The sequence below is a fragment of the Candidatus Sericytochromatia bacterium genome (assembly GCA_035285325.1).
Lineage (GTDB): Bacteria > Cyanobacteriota > Sericytochromatia > S15B-MN24 > JAQBPE01 > JAYKJB01.
Map to the genome: position 1 here is coordinate 60850 of JAYKJB010000009.1, position 21326 is coordinate 82175.

The window sequence follows — 21326 nt, forward strand, 5'->3', positions numbered from 1 at the left end:
CGCGACGGCTTGGGCGTACAATGATGGCCCCGAAGGGAGGTTCCCCATGTTTCTTCACGTGCGGCTCAAGGTTCGCGATATGGCGCGTGCGATCCAGTTTTACACGTCCCACCTGGGTTTCAGCCTGCGCGACAATGCCACGTCGCCCCGCGGTTCGCAACTCGCTTTCCTGACCCACCCGGACAGCCCGACCGAACTGGAACTGGCCTACCTGCCCTGGGATCCCGACTTTCAGCTGCCGGAGGACATCTTTCATCTGGCGTTTTCGGTCCCACGGATGGACGAGGCGCTGGCCGCCTTGCGTGCGGCCGGTGTGAAGGTCACGGAGGAAGCCAGTCCCCGCCGGCACGGCGGTTTCATGGCGTTCATCGAGGATCCGGACGGCTACGAGATCGAGCTGCTTTCGGAGGCCTGAACGTGATGTCCGTCCCCGTCTTGGCCGAGCGCCTGCGCCCCCTGAATGCCGCCCCCCCTTGTCCGGAGCGTGCTTACGTCCTCTACTGGATGGTCGCCTACCGCCGCCTCGGCTGGAACCTGGCGCTGCAGCGAGCGGTGGAACTGGCCAACCAGTTTCAAGTGCCACTGGTGATCCTGGAAACCATGCGGGTGGGGCACCACCTGATGAACGATCGGATGCACCGCTTCGTGCTGGATGGCATGGCGGACCAGGCCGCCGCCCTCGCGGGGCGCCCAGGGGTGGTATACCGGGCCCACGTGGAGTTGCGACCTGGGGAGCAGGACGGCTTGCTCGAGTGCCTGGCCCAGGACGCCTGCGCGGTGGTGACGGATGATTGGCCGGGGTTCTTCGTGCCCGCCTTGCAGGCGGCCGCCGCCCAGCGCCTGCCGGTGCGGGTGGAAGCCGTGGATGGGAATGGCTTGATGCCGCTGTCCGCCTCACCGTCGCCCTTCCCCACCGCCCACGGCTTCCGTCGCCACCTGCACAAGACCCTACCGGGCCTGTTGCCGCGCGATCGTTTTCCGAGCGCCGCCCCGCTGGAGGCGTTGCGGGCCACCGTGCGTCCTGACCTGCAGGCTCGGCTGGAGGCCTGGCCCGAACCCTCCCCGGCCCTGCTGGAAGGCACGCCCGGCTGGGCCGAAGCCATCGCGATCGACCATACCGTCGGGCCCGTGCCGGGGGTTCGAGGGGGAGAACAGGCCGGGCGCCTGCTGTTGCGTCGGTTCGTGAGTGAACGACTGGCTCGCTATCAGGAGGATCGGAACGAACCAGGGCTGGCAGGAAGTAGCGGGCTATCACCCTATCTCCACTTCGGCCATATCGGCGCCCACGAGGCGATCGCCGAAGTCTGGCAGTCGGAGGCCTGGACGCCTGAGCGCCTGGCTCCCAAGCCCACGGGGGCCAAGGCTGGCTGGTGGGGGCTGTCTGAGCCGGCAGAGGCTTTTCTGGATGAACTCATCACCTGGCGAGAAGTCGGCCTGAACGTGGCTCACACCCTACCGAGCCACGATCGCTATGAGAGCTTGCCGGCCTGGGCCCGCGCCACCCTCGCGAAACACGCGGGGGACCCCCGCCCCCACTGTTACAACCGCGCCAGGCTCGAAGCGGCCGCGACCCACGATCCCATCTGGAACGCCGCGCAGCGACAACTGTTGCGTGAAGGACGGATCCATAACTACATGCGCATGCTATGGGGCAAGAAGGTGCTGGAATGGTCGGCCAGCCCGCAGGAAGCCCTGGAGACCTTGCTGGAATTGAACGACCGCTGGGCCCTCGACGGTCGGGACCCCAACAGCGTCAGTGGCGTTTTCTGGTGCCTGGGGCGCTTCGACCGCGCCTGGGGACCGGAGCGCCCCATTTTCGGTACGATCCGCTACATGAGCTCTGACAACACCGCCCGCAAGTTGGACCTGAAGCCCTATCTGGCCCGCTACGGACGTTGAAACCGGCCCGGCCACTCGGTGGCCTGCCGCACCTTTCCTCGTTACGCCCCGTTTTGCCAGGAACGCTGTGTTCCCCCAAGACCAGGTTGATACCATGAGCCGCTCACCTGCTCCTTCCCTGCCTGAGGCCACCACCCGCCTGCTCTCCGTGCGCAGCTTTCAGTGGTACGCGACCTTGGTCGCAAGCGCCCTGCTCCTCTGGCTCTACGCCATCATGGTCGGTAAGACCGGAGGCCGGCTGATTTACACCCTGGATGACCCTTACATCCATCTGGCCCTGGCTGAGAACATTTTGAGAGGCAGCTACGGCGTGAACCTCGGGGAACTGTGTGCCCCCTCCTCCTCCATTCTCTTTCCGTTTTTGCTGACCTTGCCCCTGGCGATGGGCTGGGGAGACCAGGCCCCCCTGCTCTACATCGTGCCTGCCACGCTCGGCACCGTCTGGCTCATGGCCGGCCTGGTCTGGCAAAACGCAGGCCCGGGCTTCGGACGCCTGGCCCCTCTGGCGTTTCTGGTCATTCCACCGGCCCTGATTCTGGCCCTCAACAGCCTGGCCCTGATGTTCACTGGCATGGAACACCCTCTCCACGTGCTCGGCATGACCATGTTCCTGACAGGTCTGTATCAAGCCTTTCAGCCTGGCGGTCGGCCAACGTTGGCTGCCTGCGGCATCGCGCTGTGTGCGCTGATTCGTTTCGAGGGCCTGGCGATCGCCCCTTTCGGCCTGGTCGCCCTGTACCTCGCGGGGCACAGAAAGACGGCTTGGATACTGGGAGGGGGCCTGGCAGGGGTGCTCGGAGCCTACGCCAGTGCCATGTGGGCCTGGAATCTGCCCCTCCTCCCCAGTTCCGTGCTGACCAAATCCCTCGCGGCCACGTCGCTCAGCGAGGGGCACGCCCTGGTGGGCCTGAAAACCGCCATCTGGGGCGTCTACTCCTCACTCGAGACCCGAACCGGGGCCTTGCTTGCGCTGGCCGCCTTGCTGTTCACGGCAGGACTCTTCCAGCGCGAAGGCCACGCCCGGCCGGCTCAGGTGATCCAGGGCCTGGCGCTCCTGACGATCGGGGCGCACCTGTGTGCCGGCCACTTTGGCTTCTTCGCCCGCTATGAGGCTTACGTGGTGGCAACCGCGCTGTGTGCCGTGTTTCTGATTCCGCGAGATTTCGGCCTCGGCCGGGGCGCCCTGGTGTCACTGACCAGCGTGCTCGGGATCTTGCTTGTGACCGGGCTGCCGTACTTCGCCCTGATCCTGCACACCCCGCCCGGCTCGCTGAATATCTATCAGCAGCAGTACCAGATGCATCGGTTTGCGACCGAGTACTTTCCGGAACCAGTCGCCATCAACGACCTGGGCTGGGTGGCATTTCAAAATGATCAGTACGTGCTCGACTTCATTGGGCTAGGCTCCGAACGGGCCCGACTGCTGACCCGTGCCGAGGGCCGCACGGTGGAGACCCTGCAACGTCTTGTGCGCGAACACCACATCGCCTACGCCATGATCTACGACAGCTGGTTCCCGAATCGGCCCCCCTCCTGGCGCCACGTCGCGACCCTGCAGACGATCCGGGTGCTGGCCGCCTCAGACAAGGTGGCTTTTTACCTGATCGCCCATGACCAGGAGGCGCGCATGCGGGCAGCCCTGCAGGCGTTTGCCAAGACCCTGCCGCCGGGGGCCAGCTTGACACTGACGGCTCCGACCCCGTAAGGCCACGGAAGCAAGGTGCGGCGGGCGTCACGGAGTCAGAGAGGAATCAAGCCGCCATCGGTGCCCAGGGCGCTCCGGACCGCCCGACTTGAATTGTGCCCGCTGAGGAACTAAACTTAAGTTAGGCTGAATCTTTCGTTAAGGTAGGGAGGAGCATCCGATGCGTACCCGTTGGCTTCCCCTGGCCATGTGCTTGCTTCCCCTGACGGCCTGTGGCCTCGAGCCCGGCTCCTCGCGCGCAACCTTGCGAACCACCCAAGCGTCCCGTCCCGCCGGCGCCCCAGCGATCCAAGCGGCCACTCAGCCGGCCGCGGCCGGGCCGGGGCTGGACGCCGGGGCCCGTGTCCTCCCAGGCGTCAGGAGGGAGACGCCCTTTGTGGAGCCCGAAACGCCCGCCGAGCCGGACGAGAACAGCGCGGAAACCAGCGCAGGGGTAGACCCCGAAGCGGCCGGAGGAATTCAAGCGGAAGCCCCCGCGGCCCCCCGCGCCTACGCCGAGGTCGAGCGGACGGATGCCGCAGGGCGCGCCCTGACGGACCCGTTCACCGATTTGCAAGCTCCGGTCTACCTGACGCCGCGCCACTACCCCCTCATCCTGCCCGGTAGCCCGGCCCCCCTTCCCGCCTTCTCGCCCCGCCCGGTGGACGTGTCGAAACTGCCCACGGACGCCATCGTGGAACTGGCCCGCTTGGGCCGCCTGCGACAACGTAGGCGCGGTGCCTTGGCCTGGCTGGTGGGTTACAGTTTTCCGAAGCTGACGGCGGAGGCGACGCGAGCCCGATTGGCTGCCGGCGGCTCCATCTGGCTGGCACCGAGCGGCAGTCACTGGCATCGTGACCGTGCTTACTCGGAGGTGAAGTCCGCGGCGGTGCTGGACGCCATGCTGGAGGACTTGCGTCGCGCGGCGCTGGATGCCGCCGCCCGCGTCGCCCGCGAAGCCAACATCGAGGGACGCATGCTGCTGCTGCCGGCCTTCAACAACACCTTCGACGTCTACAAGTTGTGGCTGCTGGAGCGGGTCATCGACGGCTATTCCTTTGGTGGCGAACCGGTGCGGCGCGGGGTTGTCACGGCTGCCAGCCTGCATGAGCAACGCGAGGTGAGACGTCGCGTCGCCACCTACTGGGAGGACCACCCGGGTTGCACCGCCGGGGAGTTGCGCACGGTCACGACCAGTGCCCTCGTGTCACGCTTCGCTGACCTCGAGCGCAGTGCCGCCACGTATGCGGCCAATCCGGCGGCCTATCTCGACGTCCAATGCATTCCCGGCTTGCGCGACCCGCGGCCCGTGCTCAACGGCGATCGCCGCTGGTACGACACCGACGTGCGATACAACGAGGAGGCCATCCGCACCATGTGTCAGTCCATGCCCCAGGTGCTGCGGAGCGCGGTCTACCCCTGACGCCTCCCCGGGCGGTCTGGCTGAACGGCCCTGCCCCGTGCAGGGCACCCGAGCATTTTCACGATAATAGGTATTATCCAGCCGGGCGCAACCTCTCAACGGTAGATTGCGGGTTTCCAGCCTTTCACCCCAGATAATGCGAGCACACCTCGCCCGCCCAGGGGGCCACCCTCCAGATAATGGAAGGCCCGTCGCGGGCTGGCCTGGTTTTGATTCAGATAATCGGGCCTGCCAAAGGAGGGCGAACAGGGGCAGGTCGATGATGGCGCCGAAGCCCTCACCCTCCTGAACGGTTTTCTTTCATAACGCCAGGATCTGTCGCGTTCAGCGCCGCACGATGTCATTGGCGGAATACTGCCCGGCCTCCTCGACCCGCAGGACCACCGCCTCCATGGCCTCTTTGGCGCCGCGCGTCCGCGCACAGGCGATGCTCTCCTCGATCGGGCAGGTGAACCCCACGAACAGACGCGTGGGAGCGCCCTTGGCGCGTGGCCGGAAGGGCCGGACCGTGTGCAAGCAGTCCGGATTCGCACAGGCGATCTCGACGGCCATCAGCCGCTCGGCCTCCGCCAGCGAGGCCACGCGCGCCTCCAAACGCCGCCGGGTGCCGCCCCGCACGAGGCGATCGCCCTCGTAGGCATTCACGTAGAGGTTGGGCAGGATCCCCTGCTCGAAGTCTGGATGCACCAGCAGGTTGCGTGGCACGCGGCGATCGCCGATCAGGCTATCCATCCGTCGCTGCTGGTGGCCCAGAAAGGCCACCAGCGACTCCCACGACGCCCGCCCGACCATCTGACCGTCCCGGACGAGCTGAACGCCCTGAGGTCCTACGCGCAGGGTAAAGGTCTCACCATTGGCGTGAACCCACATGGCCCCCTCACCCAGTCGCTCGAGCAAGGCAGACTGCACCAGTGGTCGGGTCGAATCCAACATCATGGACTCCTCTCGAAAAACGTCAGGGGCACCCACGCACGCGTGGCGCGGAGGGGAGGGGGAGATGAAGACCGGTCCTCACTATACCCCAGCCGGATCCGGGGGTCGATCCCCAGTGTCCGCGCCCGGCCAATGGTCCAGCTCAGGCCAGCGCCTCGATGCTTGAAAAACCCGCCCCGGTTCGAGGGTTCCGGACATCCCCACAGCGGGTGTGGAACCCGCACTTCTGAGGAATATGGAACTTGTGGCCTCGCCCCTGAGGGAGATTCCGGTTGGCCTCCGAGATTCAGCCCAATCGCCCCACGGGGAAGGTGCCCGGCGGCTTGCCGAGCTCCGACTCCGTTCATATGAACACCCGAGGCGGTAACGGCCGGGGTGGCGGACGCCGTCGCCAAAACCCGGACGACGAGCCGGAGGAGGGCCCCGCCTCCAGTGAGGAGGAAGGCAAGCTCGAGGCGGATTCCTTTCTGGGGGCCAGTGCCTCGTCCCAGATGGCCCAGCTGTTCTCCGAAGCCCTGCCGTGGGAAGGGGCGCAGGCCGAGCCCGCTCCCCACCCGCCGCAAGGGCGCACGCCAGGCCCACGCCTGAAGGGTGCGACGCCCTTGCCCCCCAGGACGACCAAGCTCTCGAACCCGGGAGCTCAGGGCTCGAGCGCGGGCCAGGGCGACACGGACCTGGCACACATCCGGATTCCGGAGGCCCCCACCGCCAGAAGGACGCCCCTCGCTCCGCTGGTTCCTCCCGGCAGCGGACGCCGCGTCGATGCCCACTTCGATCCCACGGCGGCGCTCAACCAGACCATCCTGGCGCAGCAGGAGCTGCAAAATCGAAAGCAGGAAGCGCCGCCTCCCTCCGTCACTCCGGTCCTGCCATCCCAGCAAGGGGCAACGGAAATCTCGCGTTTGCTGCGACAGCCCACCCCCTCCGTGGCGCCGGTCGTGCCGCCACTGGAGGCCGAACCGTTCGTGGGACCGGTGCTGCCCACCGAAGTTCCAGACCAGAGCGAGGTCGGGGCGGGAGCCGCCACAGTTCCGGAGGCGAACCGCTCCCCCATTCCCCCGCCGCCTGCCCCCTCGGGGGGCCCCGCCCGTTCTCCCCTGCCCTCGCGTCCCGTGCCTCCCCCGGCGGCGGACCCGCGCCGCCCTGCCCCCGTCGCGCCCCCGCCGCCGGCAAACCACGCGCCCGGCGAAGGCCTCTCCGCGGCGCACGCCACGCCCGGCGGGGCACCTGAACGCCCACGCGCCCCCACGTTGCCGAATGCCCCAGAGGCCAAGGGAATCGCCGCGCGCTCCCCGGAGCGACCCCGCCTTTCCGCGCTCTCGGATGCGATCGAGGCACTCCCCGTGCTGACGGCCGCTCCCCCCCAGGCGGCCCCCCCTCATTCGGAACCACAAGCTCCGGCCAAGGCCGGAGGTCCGGCGTCGAGCGGACGCGCCGCCTGCATGTACCGGGTGGTGGACCTGCTGACGGACATCCCCGTTGCGCGGGCCCGGATCGAGATTGAGCCCCTGCACGATGACCTGCTGCCTGTCATCAACGGTCAGACCGACAGCGATGGATGGTTCAGGCAGTCGGACATTCCCCCCGGGGAGTATCGCGTGGCGGTTCGGGCAGCGGGCTATGTCCCCGTCTACAAGGAACGTGGCCTGGCACCATCGAGCATCGATGACCTGGCGATATTTCTCGCAAAGCCGTGAGGCGTTCGCAGACAGCGCGGCTCGGGAGCGTTTCAGACGAACCATGACTCTCTGGCAAGGCGCAGGGGGACGCCCTGCTCGACGTCCCTCTGCGACGAGCGGCGTTGCCATCCACGCGCAGCGTCCGCGATGTTGGCCGTGCTCATCGCCACCCCGCGATGAGGCCTTGATCACAACATAAGCTTTTCCTGATCTGAAGTTTGTATCTCGCAGCAGGTCCTGCGGAATATTCCGTTCGAGCCTGCAAAGTCGCGTGATGCTTGCACAATGTGAAACTGACGGCCCTTCCGCTTCACAATACATTACAATAATTACCACTGCTTCACAAAAGTTGACTGGAAGTGATTTTCGCGATCCGATACGATCATCCTTGGCTTGGAAACCAACCTCCCAAACTCACGAAGGAGACCTGAATGAACAAGGTGTACGCCGGCGCGAGTCCGAAGGAGAAGGAAAAACTCGTCAACGAGTATCTGCCTCTCGTCCACAAGATCGCGCGGGGCCTTGCTCGTCGTAGCACCGACCCGGTGGATGACCTGATTCAGGTGGGTTCGATCGGGTTGCTCGAAGCGATCAATCGCTATGAGACCGGTCACAACACGGAATTCAAGACCTACGCGGTCCATTTCATCACGGGCCACATCCGGCACTATCTGCGGGACAGGCAGACCCTGGTGCGGGGCCCGCGCGCCCTCCAGGAACTCTCCTACCGCTTGCGGCAAGTCACCCAGGAACTGGGTCACCGCTTGGGACGCGAAGCGACGAACCAGGAACTGGCCGACACGCTCAACGTTTCGACGGACCTGATTGACCAGGCCCGCGTGTACGACCGCCGCGTCACCGTGATGTGGCTCGACCAGGAGACCGGCGACGGCGAGGAAGACGAACAACGCTCGTTGCTCAACACCCTGGCTGATCCGACCACCAGCAACGCGCATCAAAACGAGCGAGATGAACGCTTGGTGCTGACGGAAGCCATGAAGCACCTGCCCGACCACCAGCGCGAGTTGCTTCAGATGCGTTACTTCGACGACCTGACCCAAGCGGAACTCAGCCGTCGTCTGGGCATCAGCCAGATGGAAGTCTGTCGGCGGCTGAAGAAGGCCGAAAAAGGACTGCGGCTGATCGTCTCCAACGCGCCGGCGCGCTGAGCGCGGGAACTGAACCAATGGCGAGGACGGTGCCCCGACAGGCGCCGTCCTCGCCGTTTGGGGGAGCCCCTCTCAGGGGGCCCGGTTGTGGTAGGATTGGAGCCGTCTCGGGCCCCTTGCCGGTGGACCCCGATGGAACTGGATTTCTCGCAGAGGGAAACTCGTGGTCGATTCCAGCAAGCAAGGCCCCAAGCTAGCCAGCATGTTCGTCTACGCGACGGTGGCGTTGGTCCTGGACCAGTTGCTCAAGGCTTGGGTCGTGACCCACATGACCTTGCATTACCCCTCGATTCCACTGATTCCCGGCTACTTTGCCCTGACCTACACGCAAAACTTCGGGTCCGCCTGGAGCATGTTCTGGGGGCAGACCTTGCTGCTGATTGGCATCGCAGGCTCGGTGGCCCTCGGGATCGTGTTCTATGCCATTCAGCTGAGGGAACGTACCTGGCTGCAGATGGCTGGTCTTGGTTTCCTGCTCGGAGGCGCCCTGGGCAACCTCTACGACCGGGCTCGACTCGGATACGTCATCGACATGTTCGACCTGCAGCGGCACGGGCAGAATATCTTCCCCATCTTCAATGTGGCAGACATGTGCATCGACGTCGGCGTCGGTTTGATGCTGCTATGCACCTACCTGGTGAGCAAGCAGGACGCCCTGAACGAGGCGCTGGGTAAGGGAGAGGGATAAAGGCGTCATGCGAGTCACCACGCGCCGTTTTTTCGTGACCGTGACCTGTCTGGGCGTGCTGACACAGACGGCGGGATGCGCCTGGCTCTTCCAAGGTTCTCCGGAGGCTCCCAGCAAACAAGCCGAGCAATTGAAGCTGGCAGGGCCGACCCTCGAAGAACTGCAGCGGGAGACGCACCGTCGGTTTCGCCCCAATCCCCTCTGGGTGAAGGAAACCGGGGCCCGCGGTTTGCCGCTTGGTGCCAACAAGGAAACAGTCCGGCTGCGCTGGGGCAAGCCAGAACGGGTGGCCGCGAGCAACCGAGGAGAGTGGTGGGAGTACGAGGAAGTGTCGGCGACGCTGCCCGGAGCTCGCGCCAAAGAGGAGGGATTGGGAGGCGACGTTCCGCAGACCGGCCTTCACGTCAAACTCTTCTTCGCGGACGCCGCGGAGCCGGTGGTCAATCACATCCAGGTGTGGGCGCCTTCCCGCCTGCAAACCCGAACCTTCCTGCGGCCGCTTGACCCCGCGACGCGCGTCATCCGCAAGTATGGCCCGCCGGCAGCGAGCCTGCGCTGGGGTTTCGGCGGCGGTGAGGTCTGGATCTATCCTGCGGCCGACGTGGCCTACGTGGTCACGCCCGAGCATCCTCAGCAACCCCGGGCCATCGCGGCCATCTTGATGGGGCTTCAGCCCCCAGTTCAGGAGCGTCCTTCGCCATGACATCCCCGGTCGACAGCGTGATGGTATCGCGCGAGGGTGCTATTGCCACTCTGACGCTTCATCGCCCCGAACGGATGAATGCCCTCGACCGGGCCACCCTGCGAGGGCTTCGCGAGGCCGTCGACGCGATCTGGGGAGACCGCGACGTGCGCGCCGTGATCGTGACAGGCGCCGGCGACAAGGCCTTTTGCGCCGGGGCAGACCTGAAAGAACGCGCCGGAATGTCGCCGGATGAGGTCAGGCGCTTTCTCAAGCATATCCGGGAACTGATGAACGAAATCGAACATCTTCCCAAGCCAGTCATCGCGGCGGTCAATGGCTTGGCCCTCGGCGGTGGAACGGAACTCGCGCTGGCTTGCGACATCCGGATCGCCGCGGAACAAGCCTTGATGGGGCTGACCGAGACCACCTTGGCCATCATTCCGGGGGCGGGCGGGACGCAACGCCTTCCTCGCCTGGTGGGCAAGGGGCGCGCCAAGGAGCTAATCTTCACCGGACGCCGGGTGGCGGCGCCTGAGGCGCTGTCGCTGGGCCTGGTGGAACGGGTGGTACCGGCGGACCGTCTGCTGGAGGAGGCCCGCGCGCTCGCCACGCAGATCATCGAACAGACGGGGCCCGTGGCGATCGCCCAGGCCAAGTTCGCGATCAACCGCGGCCTGGAGGTCGACCTGGAGACGGGCCTGGCACTGGAAGCGAAGGCCTATGAGGTGACCATCCCGACCTGGGATCGCCAGGAAGCCTTGCGGGCTTTCAGCGAGAAGCGCAAACCCGAATTTCGCGGCGAGTGAGGTCAAGGGCGTCCTTGATCCCGCCTGAAAATGGCCGTAAAATCAAGCTTCCCAGCATTGTGAATCGAAGGAGCTTCCGATGACCGCCCCCACTGTGTCCCCCACGACGGACGAACTGCACAGCCGCATCCAGGCCATTCAATCGGGCGGTGCGCCCAAGTACCACGAGAGCGCCAAGGCCGCCGGGAAGCTGTTCGCCCGCGATCGCATTGCCTTGCTGGTCGATGAAGGTTCCTTCCAGGAAGACGGTCTCTTCGCCAACTGCAACGCCAAGGATCTGCCTGCGGATGGCGTGGTGACCGGCATCGGAATGATTGACGGTCGCCCCGTTGCGATCATGGCCAACGATTCCACCGTCAAGGCGGGTTCCTGGGGGCAGCGGACGGTCGAAAAAATCATCCGCATCCAGGAAACCGCGCAGAAACTGCGCATCCCGCTTTTTTACCTGGTCGACTCGGCCGGCGCGCGCATCACCGACCAGGTGGAGATGTTCCCGGGCCGCCGCGGAGCGGGGCGTATCTTCTTCAATCAGGTTCGCCTGTCCGGCGTGATCCCGCAGGTCTGCGTGCTTTTCGGGCCATCGGCTGCCGGAGGCGCCTACATTCCGGCCTTTTGCGACGTCGTGATCATGGTAGAAGCCAATGCCAGCATGTACCTGGGCTCGCCTCGTATGGCGGAGATGGTGATCGGCGAAAAGGTCTCGCTGGAAGAGATGGGCGGCGCGCGCATGCACTGCACCACCAGCGGTTGTGGTGACTTCCTGGCGAAGACCGAGGAAGAGGCCATTGAAACGGCCAAACGCTACATTTCCTATTTCCCCTCGAACTGCACGGAACCTGCGCCCATGGTCGAAGGCAAGGCCATCGTGGCCGGTGGCAAGCCGATCGAAGAGGTGGTGCCCCCCAACCAGAACACCCCCTTCGACATGATGAACGTCATCACCCAGCTGGTGGACGAGGGCAGCTTCCTGCCGGTCAAGAAGTTGTTCGCCCAGGAAATGCTGACCGGGCTCGGCCGGATTGACGGACGCGTGGTGGGCATCCTGGCCAATCAACCCAAGGTCAAGGGCGGCGTGCTGTTTGTCGACTCGGCGGATAAGGCCGCGCGCTTCATGTGGCTGTGTGACGCGTTCAACATTCCTTTGCTGTTCCTCTCCGACGTGCCGGGCTTCATGATTGGCTCGAAGGTGGAAAAGGAAGGCATCATCCGCCACGGCGCCAAGATGATTTCCGCGATGTCGGACGCCACCGTCCCGAAGATCTGTGTGGTGGTGCGAAAGGCGTACGGGGCTGGCCTTTACGCGATGAGCGGCCCCGCTTTCGAGCCTGAATGTACGATCGCCCTGCCCACTGCCTCGATCGCGGTGATGGGGCCGGAAGCGGCCATCAACGCGGTCTATGCCAACAAAATTGCGGAGCTCGAGGGAGAGGCCAAACAAGCCTTCATTGAAGAGAAACGGCGCGAATATCAAGCGGATATCGACATTTACCGCCTCGCCTCCGAACTCGTGATCGACGACATCGTGCCAGGTAACGCCCTGCGGGAGGAACTGATTCGCCGCTTTGCGCGCGCCGAATCGAAGGAGGTCGAGACGCCCCTGCGCAAGCATGGCGTCTACCCGGTCTGAACGCGGCCGCACGCCCTCATCAGCAGGTTTCCGCACGTCCCTATGACGCAGGACGTGCGGTTTTTTTTGCTTGTCACATGGGCATGGAAGGGGTAACATAATCCATTGTTTTGCTTCCGGGGACAGGAGATCGCGATGCCTGAAAATCAACCGAGGCGGTGGGCCCCCCGCCAGACCCTCGCGATTTCGCCTCAGGCCCTTTCGGCCCTGCTGGAAGCCAAACACCGCGAAGACGATGCCCGGATGGCCGAGGCCTTGCGGTCTGCGAAGGAACGGGTGGTCCACCGAGCCGCACAGGTGGACCAGTGGCGTCAACTGACAGACCTGTACGAATTGAGTCGTGCGCTGCTCACCGAGGCCAGAACGGGGCTCGGATTCACGGCCGGCCTGATCGCGACGGTGGGCGAGGACCACTTCTTGGAGGTCACCGGCTCGACCGATGCCGTCATCCCGGATTACCGCACGGAGTTGCTCGAGGAGGCCTTCATTGCGGGGGAAGTTCTGCGGGTCGACCCTCATGGAGAGGGACTCATCACCATCGGGAACACCGATGTGCCCGCTGGGATCAGCCTGCGCGCCTATCCCCTCTGGGACCTGGAGGAAGCGCCGCTTGGGGTGTTGCTGTTGGAGGGAGAGCCGACGCCTGACCGCGCGTCCTGGCTCGATAGCTTCACAGAACTATGCGCCACCGCGCTGGCCGAATGCCAACGTTATGTGCATCTTGAAGGCCTGCTGGTCGACGCGTTGCTCGCCCTGGCCGTGAGCCGGGAGGCACGCGCAGCCCATCTGAACCGGGTTCGCGTGCTGAGCCGCCGCGTGGCCCGCGCGATGGGCTTGGGACCGAGCGAAACCAAACGCATTGGTCTGCTCGCCATGATGCACGAATCAGACCCCGCCGTGCTGGACCAAGCCCTTCGCGAGGTTCGCCACGGCCGCCTGACCGGAGCGGCCTGGAAGCACATCGGCACCTCTCAGCCCGCGGGCGAGATCTTCGGCAACCCGCGAGAAGACCTGCGCGACCTGATGGGGCAGTTGCGCTGGCTGAGGCCCGAGGGCGAGCAGCCAGCCGAAGGACGTGTCCCGCTCGGCATCCGGATCGTGCGCGTGGCAGATACCTTCGATGGCTTGATTGAGACGGACACCAAGCTGGACGCCGGACAACTCAAGGACATCGCCGACCTGCTCCGGCAGCAAGGACATCTCGACCCGGAGGTCGTCAGCGTGCTGGCGCACATGTTCGGCTCACCGAGCACCTACTGAGATGCTTCGCCTGAGAAAAGGCCTGGCCAGTAGGGCCGAAGCGCTTCCTGGGTGCGCCTGATGGCCAGCTCCACCGCCAGAGCGGGTTCCGGATAAGGACTCGCTCCCAGTCGATCGTGGACGGGCGCCTCCAGCAAGACGGCCACCGAAGCCCCCATGGACTCGCGCAGAGCCATCAGGTCATAGCCCCCCTCCATCAGGAAGACACAGCGCCCAGCCGCCGAACCATCGGCCCACTGCAACACTTCCCGGGTGAGTTCGGCGAACCCCGAAACCGTCAGCCCCATGCGCCCGAGCGGATCCCGCCAATGCGCGTCGTAACCAGCCGAGACGATCAGCAACTCCGGTCGAAAATGCGCCATCAAGGGGCGGAACACCGCCGCGAAGGCCTTCCGGTAGCCGTCATCCCCCGTGCCGATCGGCAGCGGCAGGTTGGCGGTGAAGCCGCGGCCCGGCCCTTCCCCCACATCGCTGGACGCCCCGGTGCCTGGCCAGTTGGGGTCTTGGTGGGTCGACATGTACAGGACAGTCGGGTCCTCCCAGAAGATGGCCTCCGTGCCATTGCCGTGGTGCAGGTCCCAATCGAGAATGGCGACCCGCTGCAGCCCCCCGTGTCGTTGCGCCCAGCGGGCGGCCAGCGCCGCATTGTTATAGAAGCAGAAGCCCATGGTGGCCTCCGGCAACGCGTGGTGGCCGGGTGGCCGACAGAGGGCCACGTGACGACGCTCGGGGCCACGCAGCGCAGCTTGCACAGCCGCGATGGCAGCCCCAGCCGAGCGCCGCGCCACCACCTCACTGAGCGGCGTCGCCACGGTGTCTTCATCGATGCGCCCGCCGCCCGCGGCGCAGAATGAAGCCAGGCGGGCCAGATGGGATGCCGGGTGCACCAGTTCGAGCACGGCATCGCTGGCCGGCTCGGGCGTTTCAAATTGGAGCCGGCCAGGGACCTCCGCCGCCAGGGCACGCAGGGCCCTATCCACCTGGGCCCAGCGTTCGGGCGACTCAGGATGTTCCCCGGTCTCGTGCTGGACGCAAAGCGGATCGGATTGAATGGTGATGAACATAGCGGCATGATACGGCAAAGCGGACCAATCGCGTGGTCACCTCAGGACAGGCGGCCCAGGCAATCAGAATGCTAGCTTGGCCTCACTGCGCTGCGTTGAAGCGTTTGCCCCGTCCCGATGTCGTGAGGTCCCCATGCCCCTCGCCAGCCCGTTCGGCGTCTTCCTCGGCCCCTTGCGCCGATGCCTGAGCAGAGACGGAATGGCACTTCTGCCGTTGCTGCTGTGCCTGCCTTTCCTGCACGGGGCCACGCCGTCACCGCCCGAGCGGGGAACGGCCTGGGAAAGCCCTCTGCCTCAGAACCGTTACGGTCAGGCGGCGTCCCCCTCCCCGCGGCCCACCTCCCCCCTCACGCCATCACCTCCGCGAGCCAGCAGCCGTTCCAGCCTGGAGGCAGACCCGGTCGAGGCCAGCCTGACGCGGATGGCCGCCCTGCAAGCTGCGATCGCCCTCAAGGAGTGGCGCAACGCGGAGCAGGAGGCAAAAGGCCTGCGGAGCAGCCTCGGGCGCTGGGTCGAAGCCAGCCTCCCAGGCAGTCAGCGAACTCGGCTGCTGCACGCTCTGGGGGCGGTGCCGGCCCTGGAAATCAGCCTGTCGAGACGGCAACTGGCCCAGGCCAATGAACAGGCTCTGAGCCTCACCCTGACCCTGATCACGGTCAGCGCGGCGCTGTCGCCTCCGGCTGGCGGCGGGGGAGGGCGGCCGGCGGCGACGCCCGAGGACAGCGCCGTGCAACATCTGCGCGCAGGTTACCTGCCCACGGTCAGAGCGTATGTGGCCCTGCTTCACGATGATCCGCAAGCGGCGAAAGGACAGCTCGCCCTGGTTGGCCTGCATCTGAATGAGGCCCGCCGGGCGGCGCCGGGAAAGATCTTCAAGCGCAGGCTGGACGACCTCATCCGGCGCCGCTGGCGTCTGAGTAGCCAACTGGGCGAGCCCGGCAGTGCGAGACGCCTGAGCATCGAGCTATTCCGCAGCTATGCTCAGGCCATTCACGCGGTCGGCCACCACGCCGCCCAGCACGAAAGGCCGCCGGCCAAGGCGAAATAGGTCCGGCGCAGCCTGCCGGCGCCCGGCCGGGCCCGCGTGAGACGCTCACAGGGACACGGTATAAGGGGCTTGGAAAGGATGCCTCGCTCTGACTCGACTTGATTTCAAGGCCTGGCGCTTCGGCCTGCTGCTCTACCTGACCAACCGCTGGGTGAGCCAAACCCCGTCCCACGGGCTGCGGCGATGGTGGTATCGCCGACTCTTGGGCGCCGAATTGGGGCCAGGAGTGGCCATCCACCGCGGCGCCCGTTTCACCACCCGCGGCCGCCTGTCGATCGGGGCAGGCAGCAACATCGACAGCGACGCTCATCTGGATGCGCGAGGGGGGCTCGTGATCGGCGCCAACGTGGCGACGGGGCCGGCCGTGATGTTCCTGACCGCCGACCACGCCCCTCAGTCGCCCGATTTCGCAGGCCGGCTGAGGCCCATCCGCATCGGCGATCGCGCCTGGCTGGGCGCGCGCGCGACCATCCTACCCGGCGTGAACGTCGGCGAGGGGGCGATCGTGGCGGCGGGAGCGGTGGTCGCGCGAGACGTGCCTCCGCACACCATCGTGGCGGGCGTGCCCGCGCGCGTGATTGGCCAGCGCCCAGGGCCGTTCGATTATGACCTCTCGAACGGCCAGCGTCCCTTCGAGTGAACGCGGCCATCCGTCGGCCCCTGCCCCTGTATGACCTCTCGATAGTGGACTGCCAGCCGCTCACCCTGTCGGGCCGCATCGAAGTGCCGCACCACGTGCTGCCTGCCCACCAGCCCCATGCCAGCCCAGGCCCCTGGATGATCCAGGAACCACTCGAGCTGCTGCTCCAAGGCCGCCACATCGCGCTCCATCACCAGCACGGCACTGCGCCCCGGCACGGTCGCCTCCGGCACATCGGCGTGCCAGGTGGCCAGGATCGGAACCCCACTCGCCTGAGCTTCCAGCAGGCTCACGGGAGCGCCCCCTTCTGAGTCACCATCCCGGGCCACCACGCTGGGCGAAACGAACAGGTGCGCCGAGGCCAGGGCTGCCTGGAAAGCCGAATGCGGCTGATATCCCAGCCATGTGACCTGGTGCGCGGCCCCCTCCTGCGCGACGATGCCCTCCAGTTCAGGGCGCAATGGTCCATCCCCGATCACGCTCAGGGAGAGTTCTCCAGGTCGGCGAGACGCCAGGCGACAGAAGGCGCGCAACCCATAGGCGAGCCCCTTCTTCTCGCGAAAGCTGGCCGCCATCAAGACCCGCATGGGGCCAGCCCCAGGGGTTCGGACGGCGAATGGAATGCCGGTCAGGTCGATCCCGAGGTGATGAACGAAGGTCCGCTCCGGAGGGGCCCCAAGCGCCAGCAACGCCCGGCGCATGTGGGGTCCCTCGACCAGGAAGCGGTCCCCCCGAGCGAACAACCAGCGCAAGCGGGGCAACCACTTCCGCTCGCGCGGCAGTTTCGACACGTCGTATCCGTAGAAGGTGGTCACCAGAGGCAAACCGAATCGCAGGGCGGCTCCCAGCATCAGCACCCCGCGATCGCCGAAATGGGCGTGAATCAGGGCTGGCGAATGCTGCTTCAGCAGGCCTCGGTATGCGCCGGGCCAGTTGGCGAAGCGCCAGTGGCGATGCAAGCGATTCAGCCAGACCAGCCCCCTGCCCAGCGGCTCGCGGGGCAATTCGTGGACGACGGGCCACGGAAACCACTCGTCGTGGAGCCGCCGGTCGCAAGCCACCACCGCCTTGAACCCTGGCGTCGAGCGCATCTGCTCGTAGACCCAGTTTTCCGTGAGGGGCAAGAAATCGCGCATGGCGTGCAGCACCACGGGCTGTTCAGCCTCTGCCTGGCGCGACATCAGCTGCCTCCCGAACGGTGGTGCAGCCGGCCGAGCCCATAGCGCAGCGCCAGGAAGGCTCGCGTGGCCGGCCTTATCGTTTCCCAGCCCGAGAATGCTCGTTCTTGCGCGCCAAAGGAACTCTTGAACTGGCGAACGCCCTCCAGTCCCTGGCTGGGCCCCAGGTCGAGGTAGCGAGCCCCCGCCCGCCAGTATCGGGCCAGGGCGGCCTCCAGCAGCGCATTGGCCGGTGCGGCCTCGCGCTCCTGCGTGGCGGAAGCCCCTGCCAGATAGTGAACCCCCTCGCCGTGGTGCAAAAAGATCATGGCGGCGACCGGGGTGGCCTCTCGCCAGGCGATCGCGACCTGCGCGTTCCCATCGCCGCGCGAGACCACGGCCTGGAAGAAAGCAGCGGGGCGCTCCCACGTCAGACGAGGCCCCCAACGCTGGATGCTTTCGCGATACAAGCGGTCAAAGATGGCCACCGCCGCCGCATCCGTTTGCCAGGTCACGCGGACACCGAGCCGTCGTGCCTTGTTACAGCGCGCCTTGCAGCCCCGGCTGAAGGCCGCCCACATCTGCTCTGGCGGGGCCAGCGGCAACCAGTGGGTGGATTGCGAGAGCGGCTGCCAGTGGGAAGCTGTCCGCGGCACCACCTCCGACCGGGCGAACGGATTGTCCCAGACCCGCGCAGAACGGTAACGCTGACGCACCCGTTCGAAAGCCTCGGTCAGCGCATGCTCTTCAAGCCCACGCGGGGAAACGAGCGCCCCGTAGACGCCGGTTTCGCCGGCGATCGCCAGCGGCAGGTAACCTCCGGCAAAACGGTGCAGACACAGCGGCAGCAAAGCCCAGTTTCCATCGGTGAAGGTCAACTTGGTCCGCGCCAGCTGAGCACCAAGACCTTGTTCCAGGGCCTCCAGCCAGAGATTGGTGTGGAAATAGGTCGCCTCCCGACACGCCATCAGGAGCGCCTCCCAACGAGGCGGGCTGACGTTCCAATCCACCGAGGCAATCTGGGCGGTGGGGCGTACCCGATTGGGCAGGCTCATCGCGCCACCTGCGCCAGGACCCGCCTGACGGCTGAGACCACGTCCCAGGCATCGTCCTCGGTCATCTTGGGCGACAGCGGCAGGGACACGGTGCGTCGCCCGATCTCTTCGGCGTGGGGGAACTGGCCCACGCGATAGCCGAAGCGCTCGCGGTAATAGGGTTGGAGATGCAAGGGCTCGAAGTGAACCCCCGTCCCGATGTTATGTTGTCGCATCGCGTCGATGAAGCCATAGCGATCCACCGTCAGACGGTTCAGGTCAATCAGAATGGTGTAGAGGTGGCGGGCGTGCTTGGTGCCGGGCTCGTCGGGCGCCGGCAGGACCAGTTCATCGTGACGCGCCAAGGCCTGTTGGTACAGTTGCCAGAGGCGCTCGCGTCGGAGCCAGTTGCGTTCCAACTTGGCCAGCTGGGGTAACCCGAGGGCCGCCTGCATGTCGGTCATGTTGTACTTGAAGCCTGGATAGAGCACTTCGTAAGGCTGATAGCCTGCGGCACTGTAGCGTTTCCAGGCGTCGCGGCTGATGCCGTGCAGTCCACGAATCCGCAGGGCATCCGCCCAGGCGCCATCGTGCGTCGTGACCATACCGCCCTCGCCCGTCACCAGGTTCTTGGTGCTGTAAAAGCTGAAGGCCGCCATATCGCCGATGGCGCCGATCTTTTGACCGTGGTACCAGCTCTCGGTGGCGTGGGCCGCATCTTCCACCACGTGGAGGGAATGACGCTTGGCGATCGCCATCAGGGCATTCATGTCGCAGGGGCGCCCGGCAAAGTGAACGGGAATGATGGCGCGCGTGCGGGGCGAGATGGCCGCTTCAACCTCAGCAGGGGCCAGGTTGCCGGTGGCGAACTCCACGTCGGCAAAGATGGGGGTGGCCCCCACGTGGCAAACCACGTTGGCCGTGGCCGCAAACGTCAGCGCCGGCACGATCACCTCGTCACCGGGTCCGATCCCCAGCACGTCGAGCGCCAGGTGCAGGCCGGCGGTGCAGGAATTCAGCGCCACGGCATGAGGAACCCCGATGAAGTCCGCGAAACGTTGCTCGAAGGTCCGTGTGCGCGGCCCCGTTCCCAGCCAACCGGAACGCAAGGTCGCGAGCACCTCCGCCACCTCATCTTCTTCGATGAGCGGCAGGCCAAAGGTCAAGAATTCGCCACGCGGCGCCCGCAACGTCTCCGGCCCCGCGTCGATCCCGTTTGAATGCCTGTGATTGCGCACCAAGCACCTCCGTCCCACCTGCGGGGTTCAAGCCAGTCCAGTGTGCCGAGGGAGGGTTGCAGCCAGAAGGTCGAAGCGACCGAAGCGCCTCGTGCAGTTCAGATGAAAGGACGCCGCAAGCAGCGGGCGCGCCCAGCAATGCTGGCGAGACGCCTGCCGAGCCTTCACGAAACGTCATCTGCGCCCAGCCGCATTTTCAGGCGCATGGCACTACCATGAGGACCATCGCACCGGCACGGAGGTTCCTCGTATGTGGCCATACGGCCTGTTTCTGACCCTGCTGGGCACGAGCGCGGCGCTCGTGACCGTGCTCGCCCAGTTCTGGCTGCCCGTGTCGGGGCCACGTGCGGTGGTCACGCTGGGCCTGGTCACGGTCGTCTGTCTGGCCCCGAGCGTCCACGAGTGGGTGTATCAGGAACCATTGCTCCGAAACGCTCGACAGCAGCGGAGCCATCGCGTGGCCATGTGGCTCTCGGCCGGCTTATTGCTGCATGGCTTCTGGTGAGGGGAACGCCTGGCGCTGCCCGGGCACGCTAAGCGCGAACGGGCACAGCCGGAAGTTCGAGAGGCCCAAGCGCCTCGCGCTGGAACGCCAACAGGCTCTCGATGCCGCCGCCCGCCAGGGCCAGCATTTGGTCCAGCAACGCCCGGTCGTAGGCTCCCCCCTCAGCCGTGGCCTGGACTTCCACGAAACGCCCGCCTTCCAGGGCCACGACGTTCATATCCACCCCGGCGCGTGAATCTTCTTCATAACAGAGGTCAAGCATCGGGACACCGTCCACCACCCCCACCGACACCGCCGCCAGCGGGGCGATGATGGGCAGGCTGCCAATCAGTTTGCGCTCCTTCAGCCAACGCAACGCGTCCACCACCGCCACGTAGGCGCCGGTGATGGCGGCGGTCCGGGTCCCGCCATCGGCCTGCAGAACGTCGCAGTCAACCTGCAGCGTGCGTTCGCCAATTTTGGATAGGTCCACGCAGGCGCGCAGGGAGCGACCGATCAGGCGCTGAATCTCGTGTGTCCGTCCCCCGACCCGGCCCTGCGCGCTCTCCCGCTGGGTTCGGGTGTGGGTGGAACGGGGCAACAGGGCGTATTCCGCCGTCAGCCAGCCCTGTCCTGTCTGGCGCAGGAACGGAGGCACCTTGTCCTCCACACTGACCGTCACCAGGACGCGGGTCTCGCCCGCGCAGACCAGGACCGAGCCTTCGGCATGGCGCGTGTAACCACGCTGCAGCGAGAACGGTCTCAAGGCATCGCAGGCGCGACCATCGATACGGGAATGACTAGCCAC

General features: G+C 65.9%; 20 protein-coding genes. 14 read left to right on the forward strand and 6 right to left on the reverse strand.

Annotated features, from left to right (window positions below; translation table 11 throughout):
* Nucleotides 1-46: 46 nt before the first annotated feature.
* The 4 genes from VKP62_01550 (at nucleotide 47) to VKP62_01565 (ending at nucleotide 5006) form a co-directional block, all read left to right on the forward strand.
* On the forward strand, nucleotides 47-415 hold the full coding sequence (locus tag VKP62_01550) for a VOC family protein (GenBank protein MEB3195865.1): 369 nt from the start codon (nucleotides 47-49) through the stop codon (nucleotides 413-415).
* A 5-nt stretch (nucleotides 416-420) separates the two neighbouring features.
* Entirely contained in the window at nucleotides 421-1899 is a 1479-nt protein-coding gene (locus VKP62_01555) for a deoxyribodipyrimidine photolyase (GenBank protein MEB3195866.1), read from the forward strand.
* A gap of 94 nt (nucleotides 1900-1993) precedes the next feature.
* On the forward strand, nucleotides 1994-3604 hold the full coding sequence (locus VKP62_01560) for a hypothetical protein (GenBank protein ID MEB3195867.1): 1611 nt from the start codon (nucleotides 1994-1996) through the stop codon (nucleotides 3602-3604).
* Between the two features lie 160 nt (nucleotides 3605-3764).
* Nucleotides 3765-5006 carry a hypothetical protein gene (locus VKP62_01565; GenBank protein MEB3195868.1) on the forward strand — a complete coding sequence of 414 codons (1242 nt, stop codon included), beginning with the start codon at nucleotides 3765-3767 and terminating at the stop codon, nucleotides 5004-5006.
* A gap of 324 nt (nucleotides 5007-5330) precedes the next feature.
* Here the strand turns inward: VKP62_01565 and VKP62_01570 are convergent, their stop codons facing one another.
* Nucleotides 5331-5942 carry a hypothetical protein gene (locus VKP62_01570; protein MEB3195869.1) on the reverse strand — a complete coding sequence of 204 codons (612 nt, stop codon included), beginning with the start codon at nucleotides 5940-5942 and terminating at the stop codon, nucleotides 5331-5333.
* A gap of 269 nt (nucleotides 5943-6211) precedes the next feature.
* Between VKP62_01570 and VKP62_01575 the strand changes: the two genes are divergently transcribed.
* The 7 genes from VKP62_01575 to VKP62_01605 all read left to right on the forward strand — a co-directional run bounded on the left by VKP62_01575 (nucleotide 6212) and on the right by VKP62_01605 (nucleotide 13853).
* Entirely contained in the window at nucleotides 6212-7636 is a 1425-nt protein-coding gene (locus VKP62_01575) for a carboxypeptidase regulatory-like domain-containing protein (GenBank protein ID MEB3195870.1), read from the forward strand.
* A 413-nt stretch (nucleotides 7637-8049) separates the two neighbouring features.
* The gene (locus VKP62_01580; GenBank protein MEB3195871.1) at nucleotides 8050-8787 is read left to right on the forward strand and encodes a sigma-70 family RNA polymerase sigma factor; all 738 of its coding nucleotides are present in this window, start codon (nucleotides 8050-8052) and stop codon (nucleotides 8785-8787) included.
* 163 nt (nucleotides 8788-8950) lie between these two features.
* Nucleotides 8951-9475, forward strand: a complete 525-nt coding sequence (lspA, locus tag VKP62_01585; protein MEB3195872.1) for a signal peptidase II — start codon at nucleotides 8951-8953, stop codon at nucleotides 9473-9475.
* 7 nt (nucleotides 9476-9482) lie between these two features.
* Nucleotides 9483-10178 (forward strand): hypothetical protein, encoded by a 696-nt coding sequence (locus VKP62_01590; GenBank protein ID MEB3195873.1) that lies wholly within the window; start codon nucleotides 9483-9485, stop codon nucleotides 10176-10178.
* Nucleotides 10175-10966: an enoyl-CoA hydratase gene (locus VKP62_01595; protein ID MEB3195874.1), complete on the forward strand. Its 792-nt coding sequence runs from the start codon at nucleotides 10175-10177 to the stop codon at nucleotides 10964-10966. The genes VKP62_01590 and VKP62_01595 overlap by 4 nt, the downstream gene beginning before the upstream one ends.
* A gap of 79 nt (nucleotides 10967-11045) precedes the next feature.
* Entirely contained in the window at nucleotides 11046-12593 is a 1548-nt protein-coding gene (locus tag VKP62_01600) for an acyl-CoA carboxylase subunit beta (protein MEB3195875.1), read from the forward strand.
* Between the two features lie 135 nt (nucleotides 12594-12728).
* Complete coding sequence (locus VKP62_01605; GenBank protein MEB3195876.1) at nucleotides 12729-13853, forward strand: hypothetical protein; 1125 nt, start codon at nucleotides 12729-12731, stop codon at nucleotides 13851-13853.
* Here VKP62_01605 and VKP62_01610 read toward each other — a convergent pair.
* The gene (locus VKP62_01610; protein ID MEB3195877.1) at nucleotides 13847-14917 is read right to left on the reverse strand and encodes a histone deacetylase; all 1071 of its coding nucleotides are present in this window, start codon (nucleotides 14915-14917) and stop codon (nucleotides 13847-13849) included. The genes VKP62_01605 and VKP62_01610 overlap by 7 nt on opposite strands.
* A gap of 199 nt (nucleotides 14918-15116) precedes the next feature.
* Here VKP62_01610 and VKP62_01615 point away from each other — a divergent pair, with 199 nt between their 5' ends.
* Together VKP62_01615 and VKP62_01620 are read left to right on the forward strand one after the other, a co-directional pair.
* Entirely contained in the window at nucleotides 15117-15965 is an 849-nt protein-coding gene (locus VKP62_01615) for a hypothetical protein (protein MEB3195878.1), read from the forward strand.
* A 226-nt stretch (nucleotides 15966-16191) separates the two neighbouring features.
* Nucleotides 16192-16605: an acyltransferase gene (locus tag VKP62_01620; protein MEB3195879.1), complete on the forward strand. Its 414-nt coding sequence runs from the start codon at nucleotides 16192-16194 to the stop codon at nucleotides 16603-16605.
* Here the strand turns inward: VKP62_01620 and VKP62_01625 are convergent.
* From VKP62_01625 to VKP62_01635, 3 genes are read right to left on the reverse strand one after another with little or no spacing between them, the layout of a single operon-like run.
* On the reverse strand, nucleotides 16569-17786 hold the full coding sequence (locus VKP62_01625) for a glycosyltransferase (GenBank protein ID MEB3195880.1): 1218 nt from the start codon (nucleotides 17784-17786) through the stop codon (nucleotides 16569-16571). The genes VKP62_01620 and VKP62_01625 overlap by 37 nt on opposite strands.
* Nucleotides 17786-18817, reverse strand: coding sequence for a GNAT family N-acetyltransferase (locus VKP62_01630; GenBank protein MEB3195881.1), 1032 nt, complete (start codon nucleotides 18815-18817; stop codon nucleotides 17786-17788). The genes VKP62_01625 and VKP62_01630 overlap by 1 nt, the downstream gene beginning before the upstream one ends.
* Nucleotides 18814-20034: a DegT/DnrJ/EryC1/StrS family aminotransferase gene (locus tag VKP62_01635; GenBank protein ID MEB3195882.1), complete on the reverse strand. Its 1221-nt coding sequence runs from the start codon at nucleotides 20032-20034 to the stop codon at nucleotides 18814-18816. Before VKP62_01635 ends, VKP62_01630 begins: the two co-directional genes overlap by 4 nt.
* A 250-nt stretch (nucleotides 20035-20284) precedes the next feature.
* Here VKP62_01635 and VKP62_01640 point away from each other — a divergent pair, with 250 nt between their 5' ends.
* Nucleotides 20285-20539: a hypothetical protein gene (locus tag VKP62_01640; protein ID MEB3195883.1), complete on the forward strand. Its 255-nt coding sequence runs from the start codon at nucleotides 20285-20287 to the stop codon at nucleotides 20537-20539.
* Nucleotides 20540-20567: 28 nt separating this feature from the next.
* Here the strand turns inward: VKP62_01640 and rph are convergent, their stop codons facing one another.
* Nucleotides 20568-21326, reverse strand: a complete 759-nt coding sequence (gene rph / locus VKP62_01645) for a ribonuclease PH (GenBank protein MEB3195884.1) — start codon at nucleotides 21324-21326, stop codon at nucleotides 20568-20570.

Excerpts from the sequence above, each read along its gene's own strand:
- VKP62_01550 (MEB3195865.1), top strand. The coding sequence starts at position 47 with ATGTTTCTTCACGTGCGGCTCAAGGTTCGCGATATGGCGCGTGCGATC.
- VKP62_01555 (MEB3195866.1), top strand. The coding sequence starts at position 421 with ATGTCCGTCCCCGTCTTGGCCGAGCGCCTGCGCCCCCTGAATGCCGCC.
- VKP62_01560 (MEB3195867.1), top strand. The coding sequence starts at position 1,994 with ATGAGCCGCTCACCTGCTCCTTCCCTGCCTGAGGCCACCACCCGCCTG.
- VKP62_01565 (MEB3195868.1), top strand. The coding sequence starts at position 3,765 with ATGCGTACCCGTTGGCTTCCCCTGGCCATGTGCTTGCTTCCCCTGACG.
- VKP62_01570 (MEB3195869.1), bottom strand. The coding sequence starts at position 5,942 with ATGATGTTGGATTCGACCCGACCACTGGTGCAGTCTGCCTTGCTCGAG.
- VKP62_01580 (MEB3195871.1), top strand. The coding sequence starts at position 8,050 with ATGAACAAGGTGTACGCCGGCGCGAGTCCGAAGGAGAAGGAAAAACTC.
- VKP62_01590 (MEB3195873.1), top strand. The coding sequence starts at position 9,483 with ATGCGAGTCACCACGCGCCGTTTTTTCGTGACCGTGACCTGTCTGGGC.
- VKP62_01595 (MEB3195874.1), top strand. The coding sequence starts at position 10,175 with ATGACATCCCCGGTCGACAGCGTGATGGTATCGCGCGAGGGTGCTATT.
- VKP62_01600 (MEB3195875.1), top strand. The coding sequence starts at position 11,046 with ATGACCGCCCCCACTGTGTCCCCCACGACGGACGAACTGCACAGCCGC.
- VKP62_01605 (MEB3195876.1), top strand. The coding sequence starts at position 12,729 with ATGCCTGAAAATCAACCGAGGCGGTGGGCCCCCCGCCAGACCCTCGCG.
- VKP62_01610 (MEB3195877.1), bottom strand. The coding sequence starts at position 14,917 with ATGTTCATCACCATTCAATCCGATCCGCTTTGCGTCCAGCACGAGACC.
- VKP62_01615 (MEB3195878.1), top strand. The coding sequence starts at position 15,117 with ATGGCACTTCTGCCGTTGCTGCTGTGCCTGCCTTTCCTGCACGGGGCC.
- VKP62_01625 (MEB3195880.1), bottom strand. The coding sequence starts at position 17,786 with ATGTCGCGCCAGGCAGAGGCTGAACAGCCCGTGGTGCTGCACGCCATG.
- VKP62_01630 (MEB3195881.1), bottom strand. The coding sequence starts at position 18,817 with ATGAGCCTGCCCAATCGGGTACGCCCCACCGCCCAGATTGCCTCGGTG.
- VKP62_01640 (MEB3195883.1), top strand. The coding sequence starts at position 20,285 with ATGTGGCCATACGGCCTGTTTCTGACCCTGCTGGGCACGAGCGCGGCG.